We start from the raw sequence: 14,038 nt of genomic DNA on the forward strand, positions 1-14,038 counted from the left end.
AGTCTGACATGGCCTGCGACCGTGCTTCGGCTCGCGAACGGCCAGCCCGCATCGGTATACCGCAGTCGGGCTGATGGGGTACGGGGGCTATCGTTTTCGGGCGCCTGCCCTTCACCCTCCCGAAAGCGGAATCATCGATGACCTGTGTTCCGAAGCCGTTCCGCCCCTTCCGGCACCGGTGGCCGGCCGCCGTGCTGAGCGCGGCCGTCGTGCTGGCGTCCGCGGCGGGCTGTGCCCTGCCGTCGGCAGAACGGGGCGGTTCCCCGGAAGCACCGGCGTCGGCGGCGGCGATCCCGTCCGGGGAGGCTGAGGACGACCGTCGGCTCGGGAGGCTTGCGGCAGCCGCGGTCCGCAACACCGCACGGGTGTCGTCCCTGACAGCTCGTGGCGACGACGGGGCGGGGCGGACGAGCGTGGTCCGTCTGGACCGCGAGGGCCGATGCTCGGGCATTCACCACAAGGAGGAAGGCCGGGTCGACGTCCTGCGGTTGCGCGGGGCCTTCTACATCCGGCTGAACGCCGCGGAGATCCGCAGGAACGGCCGCGCCGACTGGTCCCCCGCTGTCGCCGAGGAGAAGGTCGGCAGGTTCGCCGGCCGCTGGATGGAGATGAACCCCCAGGCGGGCCCCTTCCAGGGGCTCGCCCGTGCCTGCGACCCCACCCATTTCAGCGGCCGGCTGGAGGAGATGGCACGCGGCCTCGAAGAGGGGCGGCCGGGCTTCCGTGAGCTGCGGCGGGAGCCCGCCGATCTGCGGGGCGAGCCCGTCATCAGGGTGACCGCCCCCCAGGGCCCGGCTGTGCTCTCGGTGTCGACCGGGCGCAAGCCCTACCTGGTGGCCCTGGACGAAGGTCCGCGGGTCCGGGCCTCCTTCGAGGACTTCGGCGAGCCTGTGGTGGCGGAACACCCCGACCCGGCGGACCTGGAGAGCTTCCTGGACTTCATCGGCCAGGCCCGGGACACCGGCCCGGCCAGAACCGCCGGAGCCCGCCACGCCACAGCCATCACAAAGTGACCGCCGCAAGCCGCACCGATCGCGGGGCCGGTGACCGGAACGACCACGGCCGGGGCGTGAGATCAGCATCGGCATCCTCGTTCCTGCCTGCCACGCTCGGAGCGAAGACCATCCGTGGGCCGGGGTCGCCGACGGGCCCACACCAGCGCACAGGACCCGGGATGTGTATTCGGTGGGGTTCTTCGGAGCTCTCTACCGGCGGGCCCCGGTCCCGTGGCGGCCGTCAGGCGTGCGCGCGGTCGTCGGCGACCCGGCCTGGTTGGGCCTCGACCAGGCTGCCCGCGGCGATCGCGAAGTACATGCCGTGCCACCACTGCTCCATGATCAGTGCCACGACCGGCTCGGTGAAGGAGCGTTCGAAGTCACTTGCGTGACCGGTGCGCATGAGCTGGGCGAAGTGGTGGCAGTAGGTGCTGTCCATGTATCCGAGGAAGCTCGCGGGGGAGATTCTGCCCTCGCTCAGCAGCCAGGGGACGACGAACTCGTAAGTGACGATGTCCATCGGCAGGACGTCGTCGGCTACGGCGTCGCAGATCGCGGTGTGCAGTCCGACGGAGCCGGTGTGGCGGGTGCCGTCGATCTCGACGCTGAACGGCAGGTCACGGCGGGGGACGTGGACGCGGGGCCTGCCGGGCGGCAGGGTCGGGGTCAGATCTTCGGTGTAGCAGTCGGCGAGCTGGCCGGAGGCGTACAGGTCCCGCTGCCGCGCCGCGGCGCACAGGTCGGCGGCGAGGGAGTAGTACCGCCATACGTCGTGGCGGTGGTTGCCCAGCAGCCAGGGCCCGACGGCCAGGACGGCCATGCACGCGGCGTGGCGCTCGGCGCGGATGCCGCCTTCCTCGGTCCAGTGGGTGTTGAACATCCAGACGGTGCGCTCGTAGCAGGCCAGCAGGTCCGGCATGGTCACCGAGCCGCGGGTCAGCGCGAGAACCGACTGGCCGCTTTCCTGGAAGCGCAGGTCCGGTCCGATGTCGGACCAGTCGGCGACCAGGCCGGTGAGCATCATGTCGTCACGGCCGCGGGTACCGGGCAGGAAGGAGAGGTAGTAGGTGAAGTAGCCGCTGTCGCAGGCTTTGAAGTCCCGCCACAGGTCACGGTCGCGGTAGACCCAGGCGGCCAGGCCGCTGGTGGACCGGTCGTGGACGTCGGCCTCGTCGCGTCGTTTCCTGTCGAAGAAGGCGAGGTCGGCCGCGACCTGTGCGCGCCGTGCCCGCAGGTCCGGAGGGAGGCCGGGCATGTCCCACAGGGCCAGGATCTCGTTCTTCAGCCGGTTTTCCGCCCCTCCGTAGGCGGTGTCGATGTTGTACTCCAGGTAGAAGCCGTAGATGAGCATGGCGACGTAGTCCTGGCGCCAGTCGTCGTAGGTGTCCGGCATCAGGCCGCCTCCCCAGCAGCCGGCCGCGAAGTTCGGGTACTCCCCGACCCCCTGGAGTCCGAACTTCTGCCTGACGGCGGTCCACCTCGGGTCGCCGCAGGGGGCGAGGTTCGACTTGGTGGAGCGTCCCCCGTTCTCACCCAGCAGGGCCCGGCCGACCAGCGCCCCCACACGGTCCGCGCCGATCCTGAGCGGGACCAGGCCGACCCGGCCCGAGGCGCTCACGCCGACGTCGGCGCCGCGCACACCGCGGATCTCGCCGAGCAGCAACCGGCCCTGCTCGACCATCTCCGCGCATTCCCTCATCCACGGCGCGTACCGCTCCCCCCAGGCGGCCGGATCGCGTCTCATCGTGGCCAGGGTTTTCTCCGGGTCGTAGACCCAGCCGCCGGGACCGGGAGACACCGGGCCGAGGGCCAACCGCCCGCGTACCTCCGCGACGTGGGCCGCCAGGGCCGAACCGGCCGCGCGCCTGCGGACCCACAGCACATCCAGACGGGCGGGCGTATCGGGCGGGGAACATGGCGGTGCGAACAGCCGCGCGGCGGAAGTGCCCAGGCCCGTGGGGCCGAAGCTGCGGCGGTCTGCCGTGCGGTCCGCTCGCCGGTCATCGGACGCGTGGACGCGCTGCTCCAGCGGATCGAGGCCGTCACGCCCGGACTCCGGGGCTGTCGCACCGGCCGACCGGAGGCCCGGGCCCTGGGGCAGCCCGCCCGCCATACGCCCGGTCCGGTGCGGTGGGTAAAGGGCATCGGGGTGGGGTGTGCTGACACGAAGCCTCCCAGCGCCGGCACCAGTGGTGGCCGGCGCCATCCGATCACGTGGCGTCGACGAGGGACTGCCGGACCAACCGGGTGCCGGGCCGACGGATAGACGGGAGCTCGCCCATCCCGGCACGTCAGGCAACGCGGCGTGCTTCACGCTAGGTGTCCCCGGCCGCGCGCGACAATCCCTCACAGGAGTGAGGAAGGTCGGCGCTTCTCGACCTGCAGCCACACCGATGCCCGGGTGACCTGCGAGAGCAGTGGATGTGAACCTTCGGACCGTTCCTGACCTGCCGTAATTGCCCGACACACCACGAACGCGCCCGTTGCGCGCCGTCCCGGAGCCGGGGGCTCGTGACGGACCCCGGCGGGGCGTACTGGCACACCGCCGCCCGTCCAGGTGATTCCGTTGACCGGACGTGCGATGCCCCGGCCCGGCGGGTCGCGGCCCACCGTGTGGGTGGTGCCCCGCGTGTTCGCCCTGCCCACCTCCGCGCGGACCGGCCGGGAGCGTGACAAGGACGGCCCCGCCGGCGGTGATCGGGCCGGGCATGGCGGCAAGGCCCGTCGTAGACGTCCCGCAGCACGGCCGGGGCCCGCCGCCGCGAGTGGCCGCCACGCACGCCACGGCAGTGTCCTCGTGCCGGCCGGTCACCCGCCCCGCCAGGACGACTTCGACGGCGCCGCCCTCACCGACTGGACCCAGTTCCTGGACACTGCCGACGGCATCCGATCCGCCCGCGTCCGCGCCGGCGCCCCGCAACTGACCGGTACACGGCGGTACGTCGCGATGGCCTTTCTCGTTGACCCGGAGGGAATGTGGTGCGCGGTCGGAGGGGGCGAAGTCGCGCAGGGTGCTGTAGGCGCAGCGGGCACCACGTTCTTGCAGCTCACGGTGGAGGATCGACAGATTCGTGCAGCCCTCGGCAATCCGTTGTTCCAGGTAGGGCCGGTAGCGGTCGAGTTTGCTGATCCGGTCTTGCCACTGGCCGTGCAGCATCGCCTCCGGGCTGGGGCGCGAGCGTACTTCCGCACCGTATTCCGGCCCAGCCCGAGCCGGCGGGCGACTTCGCGCAGGCTCATACCCTGCTCGACCTGGGCCCGGACCGCGGCGTGGGTGTCGCGGAGCCGGTCGAGGAACTTCCCAGCAGGATAGGGCTCGGATGGCTCCTGGTCGGCGGAGGCCGGCACAGGCCCCGCCTCGGGTCGGGCGAAGGCTCCGGCTCGACGAGGTCGCGGAGAAGGGAGCGTTGGTGAGAGACCATGCGTTCGACGGCTTCGCAGAGGTTGTGCCATACATACCATTTGTCTGCGCAGTGCTGGGCCTGCGGGGCGCCAGCGCGGGCGCCTTCGGCGAAGAACGCCGCGCGGTCGCGGCAGACGATCTCGACGCCAGGGTGCTCGCGTAGCCATGCGGCCAGCGTCTCGGCCTCGCGGTCGGGTAGCAGGTCCAGGGGCTGGTGGGTCTCGCAGTCGATCAGGATGGTGCCGTGGCGGCGGCCCTTCCTGGTTGCGAACTCATCCACTCCCAGCACTCACGGCACCGCCCAGGCCGGCTCCGGCAGCGTCGTCCGTAGCGGCTGTGCACCCGCATCGACGATGCGCCGCAACCAGGACAGGCGACCGCTACCCCGTCCCTCGTGTCGCCGCGATCCGCAGCACGCCGCTCTCCGCCACCACACGTTCCACCAGCACCGTCACCAGGTGCGGGAACACCAACTCCAGCAAGTTCTCACACGACCGAAAAATGATGCCCAGAATGACGGAGCGTAACCGGCGCACGGCAGCACGATCCACTTCACGGAATCCGTGCCTGAACCCGTTCACCCCGCCGAAAACACCGGCGGCGAGCCGCCACCAGAACTGCACGGAATCGGTGTGTCCGGTGAGTCCGGAGCACCGGTTGCGGACGAGGCCCACGAGCCCCTGATCCGGCAGACCGACAACACCCCGCGCCCACCTCCCGTCCGGCACCGGGAGAACGGCTTCGCCGCAGAGCCCCGGCCGAGCGTACGGATCGGCAGGTCACGGCTGTTTCCCCCTGACCGCGCCACCTACATGCCCTCATGTAGGTGAGGTGTAGGCGCGTCGGGAAGGCTGGGACCTCCAAGCCCGCCGGACTGTCGCCGGGGGCCGATCCCGGGAAAATCGGAAGGTGTCGTCAATGAGAACAGTGGCTCGTACGCTCCGGAACATCACCGCTGTCTTCGCCTTCGCTGGCGCAGCCGTCTCCCTGGCCGTACAACCCGCCGCTGCGCACAGCGGCTATTTCTACAAGAGCCGCAACGGGTGTGTGTACACGGGCGGGCTCTCGGCCATCCACAACTACGCCTGGACCGTGAAGGACTCCGGCGGCTGTGCCGGTCACGCCTGGCTGCAGGTCAGGTACTCCAATGGAGTCTGGTCCGACCCGATCCACGCGGCGGGCAGGGTCAGCATCAGTACCGGAACCAATGGGATAGCCGAAGCCTGGCACAAGACCCAGTCCGACGAGAACTGGGTACGGTCCCACCCCTGAGGCTCGGTGCGGAGGGCGGGGGCCCGGCGGGTCGGGGCCGGGCTGCGGGTCGGCCCGGCCTCGGCCGCTCGGTGGCCTACAGCGCCGTGTCCCCGTCGAGAATCCGTTTCCGCAGCTCCCTGAGCCGGGCCCCGAGGTCCAGACCAAGATCCTCGGCGAACATCCTCTCGGTCGAACGGCACTGCTCCAGGGCCTCCGCCGAGCGTCCCGTGCGGTACAGCGCCAGGGTCAACTGCTCGTGGAAGCGTTCCCGGTAGGGGTGTTCGGCGAGCAACAGCCTCAGCCTGCCGACGAGGTGGACGTGATCGTGCAGCGCCAGGTCGATGTCGATCTGCTGCTCGATGGTCTCCAGCCTGAGTTCGGCGAGGTACTCGGCCGCGTCGCGGAGCATCGGATGATCGGCGAAATCGGCGTACGCCGGGCCGTGCCATTCGGCCAGCGCCTCACGGCTCAGCCGTGAGGCGCGCGTCAGATCGCCCCACTCCACGGCGTGCCTGATCTCGGGCAAGGAGGTGACGAAGCGCCCTGCGTCGAGTTCGCCGGGCGCGATCTCCAGCACATATCCGCACCGGCCCGAGTTCACCGGCCGGCCGGGTCCCAGCGCCCTCCGGATCCGGTGGATATGAAGATGGACGTTCGCGGTCGCGGAGGCCGGTGGGAAGTCTCCCCACAGCGCGTCCACCAGCCGGTCGGTGCTGACGGCCCGCCCGGCGTGCCGGACGAGAACCATGAGAACCAACCGCTGCTTGGGCGGCCCTAGATGAACCTGCCGCCCGGTCACTGCTCCTTCGAGCCTGCCGAGAATCCGTAAGTCCAACATGTCAGGCACCAGTCCCACTCCCCCGACCCTCGTGTCATCACCTGTCACCCGGAGCGGCTCGCGCTACAACCCTCGACTCCTGCCTCTCCGGACAGGCGACCGGTCGCGACGAACCGGGTTCACTCCGGGCGTTGCGGCCTGCTGTATGCCGGACCGGACACTCGAGGACCCCCGCCGATGACCGGACGCACCCTGTCCGAAACCCGGAAACGACTCTGGCGCACACCTGTCTCATCTGCCATTGTTCAGGAGCGCAGTGATTGTTGACGCTCAGTGCAGCGGGACGAAGCGCAGCTCGGCCGGTTCCGCCAGCAGGTCCAGTTCACCCCGACCGGGCCCCGGTCCTTGAGTGCATGCAACACAGTGCCCAGTTCATGGACCTGGTCGCGGCCTGTGCACAGTTCGTCGCCACCGTCGGGCGGATCGTCCCCGGGCTGAAGGGCGAGCAGTACGACGGCGCCGAAGGCGACTCCGTCGAGCGGGGCCTGCGCCCAGCTCGGCTGCCTGGATCAGCTGGCCGTCGTCTCCCCCGCGGTGAGCCGGACCCTGATCCGCATCATCGACAACGTCGGCCTTTACCACGACCGCCCGGCCCGGCTCCTGGAACGCCATTCCGAGCACCGCCGGGTCCAGGCTCTGGCCGCCCTTGCCCCCCGCTGCGCGGGAGTAGTTGACTAGCCGGCCAGGGCGTGTTGACATGGTTTCAGGTTCACTTGTTCGGTGGCTATCTGGTTGGCGTAGGGCTTCTTCTCGTACTCGATCGGGCTGAGGTAGCCGAGCTGTTCCTGGACGCGGCGGGGATTGCAGAAACCGTCGAGATACTGGAAGAGCGCGAGGTTCGTCTCGGCACGTGTGGCGAAGACGCTGCCGCGGACGCACTCGGTCTTGATGAACGTCCACAGGTTCTCCGCGAGGGCGTTGTCGAACGAGTCGCCGACCGAGCCCATGGACGCCTGGACCCCGGCCCCGGCCGCCAGCTCTCACCCACTGCCGTACGTCATTCGCCGGCGCGGGCCGAGCGGCTGCTGGCGCGGGTCCAGCCCGAGAGGGCTCCCTGGGTCTGCACTGCGCTTCCTGCAACTTCTTGCGAAGGAAACCGGCGGCGAACCGCTGCACGAGGGCGGCAGCCAGGTGCACGGCCATATCCGCTTACTGCTGTGTTTCGAGTTTCGTGGGGTTCTGTGAGCCGTGCCGAGATGTCTGTCCTTGGGATAGACGCCTTCTGATCGGCCGGGCGGTCGCTTGTCGGCATGGCCTGTGATGGTGAGGCTGGCAGGAGACACGTCGTGCCCAGCATTCAACGGGGGTCGAGGCCGTGAGTTTCACCGTGCTGCACAGTGCTGTCGTAGAGCCAGAGCACCGATTCGAATGGTGGCGCGACCTGATCAGCCAGGATGTCGCGCCCACTCGGATCACCACTGACCACGCCAAGGACTTCCCGGCCACCGCAGGTATGGCGCAACTTGGGGCTGTACAGCTCACCACCATGTCGTTTCCCGCTATCAGATCGGAGCGCACCCCCGCGCTCATCCGGTACTCCGACCCCGAGGACTACCAGCTCACGCTGATCCTGGGCACGGAGATGTGGATCTCCCAGGCCCGTAACGAGGCCAGGATGGCGGCTGGCGACCTGGTGCTGTGGAGCACCTCATTGCCGTTCGACGGAAGGGGTCTCGCCGGTTCGCACAACGGCATCTCCAAAGCCATCATCCTGCACCTGCCGCGCACCGGTCTGCCTCTTCCCACAGCCAAGGTGGACCACCTGCTGGCGAATGCCGTACCCGGCCGTACCGGCATAGCGGGAATCCTCGCCCGCCACCTCCTCGGCGTTGCTGAGGAGGCATCTCACCTGGAGGGACCCGCTGCTGCCCAGGTGGGCATCGCGACCTGGGAACTCGCGACCGCGTTCCTCGGGCACTGGGCCGACGCCCGTGACCGGGTGCCGCCCGAGTCCCGCGACCGGATGCGGCTCGCTCGCATCGACGCCTTCATCGACGCCAACCTCTCCGACCCGCACCTCACTCCGGCGGGGATTGCCGCGTACCACCATCTCTCGGTACGCACCCTGCATTGGCTGTTCCGTGACCGGGAGCAGACCGTCTCGGCCACCATCCGGCGCCGCCGCCTACGCCGATGCTGCGCCGAGCTCACAGCCGCTCGCTACGCGGCGCAGCCGATCCATACCATCGCGGCACGGTGGGGGTTCACCAACGCGGCGGCCTTCAGCCGCATCTTCAGGACGGAGTACGGGATCACCCCCGGTGAGTTCCGTTCGACGGCGGGCGGGGGAAGACTCTGAGTGGGCTTGATCCAAGGCCGGGTAGTTGAGGGCTTGCCGATCAATAACTCGCTGTTTTGATCTCTGGTGTGGGGATGCTGAGGTGTGTGGCGAGGCTGGTGAGTTCGACCAGGATGGCCAGGTGTGTGCTGGAGGGTTCGATGGTGTGCCCGATGTCGTGGAGGAGTCGGCGGGTCTGGCTGATGGCGCGGTTGAGGGTCACAGGTGTCACGGCGAAGAGCGGGGTGATGACGATCTGGGGGAGCTTGAACCGCTGGTAGAGGATGGTAGCCAGGAGGCGGTCGACGAGGGTGAGGCCGGGGCGCCGGCCGGTGTAGAGGCCGGCAGCGGGAATCTTCGTGTCGGTCGCCGCCTCGCCGCTGGGGGAGGTCTTCTTCCCGCTGGGCTGTGCGGGCCACCGCCAGCTCGGTGACCAGCACGTTCCATTACTCCTGCGGGATGCCGGTGAGGGCGGGGTGTGTGTCAGCCATACACGGCCGGGGCCGGGTTCGTGCTGGGGCGGGATCGGCGGGATGCCGTCCCGACGGTGTTCCTCGGGGCGGAGGGTGTAATTCCACTCCCCGTGCCAGTCGTGGACGTCCAGTGGCAGCGCCTTGAGCTGGCCGTCACTGATACGGACACCAGTGGCGTAGAAGGCGGTGTCGAGTTCGGCGCGGGTGGTCAGCCCGGTGCGGGTGGTGGTCGCGGCAATGCTGTTCACGATGACGTCGTGACTGGTCAGTGGCCTGCCCCGCCAGTTCATCGCGATGTGGGAGAACAGCCGGTGCTCGATTCTGTTCCATTTACTCGTACCGGGAGGAAAGTGGCATACGGTGATTTCCGTTCCTGTCTCGACAGCCAGGGCCGCGAGTTCGAACTTCCAGGCGCGGGTGCGGTAGCCGTTGGAGCCGCCCGCGTCCGCGGTGATCAGCAGGCGGCGGGCGTGCGGGTAGGCGGTGCGGCCGGCCGCGTGCCACCAGCGGCGGACCGAGGAGACGGCGAAGGCGGCGGTGTCGTGGTCGGTGCCCACACTGACCCAGCCGGTATCGGCCGTCAGGTCGTAGATCCCGTACGGGATCGCCTTGCCCAGCTCCGCGTCGGGGAAGTCGTGGGTCCGCACCCGGACCGGATCACCAGCACGGTGCCATTCGAGGCCGGCGTTCTTGTAGTTGCCCACCAACTCCTTCTTTTTGGTGTCCACGCTGACCACCGGGTTGCCGACCGCCTGGAACTCCTTCGCCCGCTCGTTGATGTACCGGAACTGCGCGTCCCGGTCCGGGTGCTGGGCACCCCCGATCGTCTTGGCGTTGCCCTGGAGACTGAAGCCCTCCTCCCTCAGCAGGCCGGCAACCGTGTCCGCCGAGACCCGATGCCCGGCCCGGGTCAGCTCTGAAGCGAGCCTGCGTGTCGATTTCGTCGTCCACCGCAGTGGCGACATCGGATCCCACGCACGTCCGGCTCGACCAGCGCCAGCAGCGCCGGCCGCAGCCCCGGGTGCAGGTCCGCCAGACGCTTACGGCCGCCGCCTTCCCGGCTCACCAGCCCCAACGGTCCCTCGCCGGACTCCAGCTCCGCCACCCCGCACGAAACGGTCCCCGCCCGCACCCCGGCAGCACGGGCGACAAGCCTGATCCCACCGTGCCCCAGCGACCGTGCCTCCGCCGCCATGGCCAGACGGCCCTGCCGCTCGTCCAGATGCGGGAACAGCGTCTCGAACTTCGAGGTCAGGGCCGCCTCGATCCCCTCCGGTCTCCCCGTATCACAACAACGAATCACGGAGCCAAAAGCGACGCGTTATTCTCCGGCAAGCCCTTACTGACTTCGGTTTATCAAGGTGATGCGGGTGTGTCGAGGGTCAGGCCGGTGCCAGCCATGTTGAGGTCGGGCGAGTAGGAGGGCAGCAGGAACACGGTCAGCCACTCACGCTCGGTGAGTAGCTCGCGTATAGCATGGGAGACCTGGGTGTTCAGACGGTCCCAGACCAGTACGATTGGCGCCTTGACAAGCTGGTGGACACCGTCGACGAGCGTGATGAAGTCCCGCTCGCCCATGCTGCGGCGCGCGCCTTTGCCTGCTCGGTGGGTGCGCAGTCGGTTGCACAGCCGTGTCCGCGAGCCCGGCGGCATCGCGATCAGCCCCGCCACCGACGGGCGCCCCGAGCGGCGCCCGCTGACGGTCACAACCGGAGTACGCCCGCGCCGGCCCCAGGTTCGTCCTCGGGGTGGTTTTCGGGTGAAACCTGCTTCGTCCTCGAAACAGATGTAGCCCCCGCAGGCCGCCCGGGCCCTTCTACCTCCGCCCAGGTCGCCTCCTTCCACACGGCGACGGCCTGCTCGTCGCGTTCGGCGACCCGCCGGGCGGGGACCTGCGGGCTGAAACCGAGCCGGTGCATCAACCGCGTGGCACCGGAGACGCTGTAGGAGACGTGGAACTTCCTGCCGATCAGCGTGGCCACCCTCACCGCGGTCCACACCTGGTCCTCCACCCAGCCGTGAGCGGCAGGCCCCTCATCGAGGTACACGGCCAGCTTCTCCAGACAGCGCGGGGACAGCCGGCACCGCGATCCGCTCCGACCACGGGAGACCAGAGCCCGCACGCCGCCGTCCCGCCACAGCTGATGCCACTGGCAGGCCGACTTCCGGCTCACCCTCAGGCGCCGTGCGACCTCCAACGGCTTGATCTCCCGCTCGAACAACCCGGCCGCCTGCATCCGTACCGATTCCCGGCGCCGACGCCCCGCAGCGGTCAACCCGCCACCATCGCCATATCTCACACACCACGGGATACAGCCACCGCGCCAGGCCCAGCAGGAACTTCAGTAAAGATCACCCTGACGAGCCGAAGTCAGTAATGAGGCCTGATCCCTTGCAACAGGGCAGGGGGATTACCCCAGGACAGGTCCACAGGCTGGCCGGATGGTGCCGACCCGCGACCGTGCCTAGCCTCGAAGCCGACAGACACCGGTGATCTCCTGGGAGCAGCATGCGGTCGAACGGTCCTTACATCAGTAGGCGTTTCGGGCTGGCAGGAGTGGCGGCGACGGCAGTGACGCTGGTGACCGCAGTTGGTGGGCACGCCGCTCCGCTGCCCCGGTTCGGCAGCGCCCTCCAGGCCGATGTCGACGCGATCCGGGCCACCGGCACCACGGGCGTGCTGGCGGAGGTGCGTTCACCCCGCGGTCGGGCCTCCGCCCGGGCTGGGGTGGCGGACCTGGAGCACGACGGACCGGTGCCCTGGAACGCCTACTACCGGATCGGCAGTGACACCAAGACGTACACCGCCGCGCTGGTCCTGCAGCTCGTGGGGGAGGGACGACTGCGCCTCACCGACACCGTCGAACGGTGGCTTCCAGGCATGGTCCGGGGCAACGGAAACGACGGCTCCAGGATCACGGTCGCCAATCTGCTGCGTCAGACCAGCGGCCTCAACGACTATCTGTCGCTCTCCGGCGGTTCCCCGTTCACCCCCAATGCCTACCGACGGAACCGATTCCGCCCGGGGATCCCGCAGAAGCAGGTGATGGCCGCCCTGAGCAAACCACCGCTCTGGGTGCCGGATGCCGCAGATCCTGCGGAGGAGCGGCGTTGGGGGTACTCCAACACCAACTACGTCCTGGCCGGAATGATCGTTGAACGGGTGACAGGCAACCCCTGGGCCCACGAGATCCACGAACGGTTCATCCTTCCGCTCAAGCTGCGCAACACCCTTGTCCCAGGCACTTCGTCCTATGTCCCGCAGCCCACTGCGGTGGCCTACACCCAGTTCCCCGGCGCCACTGGTCTGACGGACACGACTGTCGCATCGGCGGGCGCTGCGGACGGCGGAATCATCAGTACGCCACACGATGTGACGGTCTTCCTCCGCGCCCTGTTGAGCGGCCGGCTGCTGGCTCCGGCCCAGATCGCCGCCATGAAGCGGACGGTCCCGGCCGCCGACTACGGCCCGCCGGGCACGGGTTACGGACTGGGGCTCGCCTGGCGTCCGGGCGCAGGCGGTTCCGGCGTATGGTTCCACGGCGGTACGCACCTGGGTGTGGTCTCAGAGACGGGGGTGACATCGGACGGTGGCACCGCGGTCGCCGCCGCTCTGTTCACCCTGCCAACCGAAGCAGCCCAGGCGGACGCTCAGTCCCGGGCAGCACAGCGGCTGGTCGACCGGGCACTGGGGTAAAGCAGGACAGAGGTGTTCGCCGGCGATCCCCGCCCGTACGGCTCCCGGGGCCACGCGAACTGCAGGAGGGGCGGCGGCGGGCCGAGACCGGCATGACCCACCAGCAGCAGGCCCGGCTCCAGCGGGCGAAGTCGTGCGCGAGTGCCGGGCATCGTGGGAGTGGTGCGGTGCCGGACGCGGTGACGCACCATCACGGTGCGCACCATGGGGAGTCCATCGTCATCCGGTGCACCGGAGTGGAGTCCGCTCGACGGAGTTCACTCGGTGTTCTGTATCCGGTGGCGATGCGCGACATCGGGTGGACTCCACCCGGTGGGTGGGCGATGCCCGGCATCGTCAACACCGCCACCGTGTTCGGCAACGATCCGGATCCGGACCCCGGCAACAACTGCCCACCACGCGGCGACGACCCCCGCTGCACCACCGAGGCACGATCAAGCCCAAGGACAAGGGAGACAAGTAGCGACAGGCGGGGAAGACCGGGTCTCCCCGGGGCCCCCAGCTGCGGTTCCGCCGGACCAGCGGAACCGCAGCTGAGCATCCATTCACCGCCGGTCCCGGTCGCCACGGCACAACGCACTCCGTTCAGCGCTCTGTTCGGATCCCCTGGAACCGGGGCCAAGACCCCGGCGAGCCTTGGAAACCCCTTGCCGGGGTAACACCGGTCCCTGTGCCGAGACCGGCTCGTCGGGGCCTCACCCCGGCACCGCAGCCGGGGCCAGGGACGGATAAGAGCTCGGGCTCGTCGTCCACGCCGAGACGGCACCGAGCCCTGGACACGGCACCGATCACAGGCACAAGCTCGTCGTCCGGGTCCAGATGCCGCCGGGCTCGGACCACGGCGTCGGCCACGGGCGCGAGCGGCCCGTCCAGGCCCTCGACCCGGGCGAGCGCGGCGGCAAGGACCTCGATCGCCTCCAGCGCGTCATCCGCGGCGCCCCGGCTCCAGCCGGCCACCGCCACGGCGTCCGTGAGATCACACGCGGCCACCAGCGTCGTCTCCGCCTGGCCGTCGACGCCCTGTATCCCCTCCGGCAGCTCCATACTCATATCCAACGACACCACCGGCGCTCGGGGTCGGTGTCCGGGCGAACTCGGGC

The 14,038-nt window shown here is 69.3% G+C and carries 11 protein-coding genes and 2 pseudogenes; 5 read left to right on the top strand and 8 right to left on the bottom strand.

Translation table 11 applies throughout. The features are described from left to right. Positions 1–137 precede the first annotated feature (137 nt). A complete protein-coding gene (locus CRV15_RS28880) occupies positions 138–1,013 on the top strand; it encodes a hypothetical protein (protein WP_003955443.1) in 876 nt (291 codons plus the stop codon). 223 nt (positions 1,014–1,236) lie between these two features. Here the strand turns inward: CRV15_RS28880 and CRV15_RS36090 are convergent, their stop codons facing one another. The 3 genes from CRV15_RS36090 to CRV15_RS28895 form a co-directional block, all read right to left on the bottom strand. Beyond that, positions 1,237–2,739, bottom strand: a complete 1,503-nt coding sequence (locus CRV15_RS36090) for a hypothetical protein (protein ID WP_157849243.1) — start codon at positions 2,737–2,739, stop codon at positions 1,237–1,239. A gap of 1,492 nt (positions 2,740–4,231) precedes the next feature. Beyond that, entirely contained in the window at positions 4,232–4,687 is a 456-nt protein-coding gene (locus CRV15_RS37960) for a transposase (protein WP_003955445.1), read from the bottom strand. A 91-nt stretch (positions 4,688–4,778) separates the two neighbouring features. After that, positions 4,779–5,021 (bottom strand): hypothetical protein, encoded by a 243-nt coding sequence (locus CRV15_RS28895; RefSeq protein WP_230864345.1) that lies wholly within the window; start codon positions 5,019–5,021, stop codon positions 4,779–4,781. A gap of 295 nt (positions 5,022–5,316) precedes the next feature. Between CRV15_RS28895 and CRV15_RS28900 the strand changes: the two genes are divergently transcribed. Beyond that, positions 5,317–5,670, top strand: coding sequence for a hypothetical protein (locus CRV15_RS28900; RefSeq protein WP_003955447.1), 354 nt, complete (start codon positions 5,317–5,319; stop codon positions 5,668–5,670). A 76-nt stretch (positions 5,671–5,746) separates the two neighbouring features. On the opposite strand, the gene CRV15_RS28905 is transcribed toward CRV15_RS28900, so the two are convergent. Beyond that, positions 5,747–6,490 (bottom strand): AfsR/SARP family transcriptional regulator, encoded by a 744-nt coding sequence (locus CRV15_RS28905; protein WP_230864375.1) that lies wholly within the window; start codon positions 6,488–6,490, stop codon positions 5,747–5,749. A 374-nt stretch (positions 6,491–6,864) separates the two neighbouring features. Here CRV15_RS28905 and CRV15_RS37965 point away from each other — a divergent pair, with 374 nt between their 5' ends. Continuing rightward, positions 6,865–7,164, top strand: a complete 300-nt coding sequence (locus tag CRV15_RS37965; protein WP_222644917.1) for a DUF6192 family protein — start codon at positions 6,865–6,867, stop codon at positions 7,162–7,164. On the opposite strand, the gene CRV15_RS28910 is transcribed toward CRV15_RS37965, so the two are convergent. Next, the gene (locus CRV15_RS28910) at positions 7,165–7,437 is read right to left on the bottom strand and encodes an IS3 family transposase (RefSeq protein ID WP_003962955.1); all 273 of its coding nucleotides are present in this window, start codon (positions 7,435–7,437) and stop codon (positions 7,165–7,167) included. It lies immediately after the preceding gene. 368 nt (positions 7,438–7,805) lie between these two features. Between CRV15_RS28910 and CRV15_RS28920 the strand changes: the two genes are divergently transcribed. Further along, positions 7,806–8,789: an AraC-like ligand-binding domain-containing protein gene (locus CRV15_RS28920; RefSeq protein WP_003955452.1), complete on the top strand. Its 984-nt coding sequence runs from the start codon at positions 7,806–7,808 to the stop codon at positions 8,787–8,789. 40 nt (positions 8,790–8,829) lie between these two features. Here CRV15_RS28920 and CRV15_RS28925 read toward each other — a convergent pair. Both CRV15_RS28925 and CRV15_RS37970 read right to left on the bottom strand, forming a co-directional pair. Then, positions 8,830–10,436 (bottom strand): annotated as a pseudogene (locus tag CRV15_RS28925) (ISAzo13 family transposase). 161 nt (positions 10,437–10,597) lie between these two features. Then, positions 10,598–11,541 (bottom strand): annotated as a pseudogene (locus tag CRV15_RS37970) (IS630 family transposase). 209 nt (positions 11,542–11,750) lie between these two features. Between CRV15_RS37970 and CRV15_RS28940 the strand changes: the two are divergent. Then, a complete protein-coding gene (locus tag CRV15_RS28940; protein WP_003955457.1) occupies positions 11,751–12,938 on the top strand; it encodes a serine hydrolase domain-containing protein in 1,188 nt (395 codons plus the stop codon). A 585-nt stretch (positions 12,939–13,523) separates the two neighbouring features. On the opposite strand, the gene CRV15_RS28950 is transcribed toward CRV15_RS28940, so the two are convergent. Further along, positions 13,524–13,988 (bottom strand): hypothetical protein, encoded by a 465-nt coding sequence (locus tag CRV15_RS28950; RefSeq protein WP_230864343.1) that lies wholly within the window; start codon positions 13,986–13,988, stop codon positions 13,524–13,526. Positions 13,989–14,038: the final 50 nt, after the last annotated feature.

This window comes from Streptomyces clavuligerus (genome assembly GCF_005519465.1).
Taxonomy (GTDB): Bacteria; Actinomycetota; Actinomycetes; order Streptomycetales; family Streptomycetaceae; genus Streptomyces; species Streptomyces clavuligerus.

Bases quoted from the DNA above. Each gene is read 5' to 3' on its own strand.
- CRV15_RS28880 (WP_003955443.1), top strand. From the start codon at position 138: ATGACCTGTGTTCCGAAGCCGTTCCGCCCCTTCCGGCACCGGTGGCCG.
- CRV15_RS36090 (WP_157849243.1), bottom strand. From the start codon at position 2,739: ATGAGACGCGATCCGGCCGCCTGGGGGGAGCGGTACGCGCCGTGGATG.
- CRV15_RS28900 (WP_003955447.1), top strand. From the start codon at position 5,317: ATGAGAACAGTGGCTCGTACGCTCCGGAACATCACCGCTGTCTTCGCC.
- CRV15_RS28905 (WP_230864375.1), bottom strand. From the start codon at position 6,490: ATGTTGGACTTACGGATTCTCGGCAGGCTCGAAGGAGCAGTGACCGGG.
- CRV15_RS37965 (WP_222644917.1), top strand. From the start codon at position 6,865: ATGGACCTGGTCGCGGCCTGTGCACAGTTCGTCGCCACCGTCGGGCGG.
- CRV15_RS28910 (WP_003962955.1), bottom strand. From the start codon at position 7,437: ATGGGCTCGGTCGGCGACTCGTTCGACAACGCCCTCGCGGAGAACCTG.
- CRV15_RS28940 (WP_003955457.1), top strand. From the start codon at position 11,751: ATGCGGTCGAACGGTCCTTACATCAGTAGGCGTTTCGGGCTGGCAGGA.
- CRV15_RS28950 (WP_230864343.1), bottom strand. From the start codon at position 13,988: ATGAGTATGGAGCTGCCGGAGGGGATACAGGGCGTCGACGGCCAGGCG.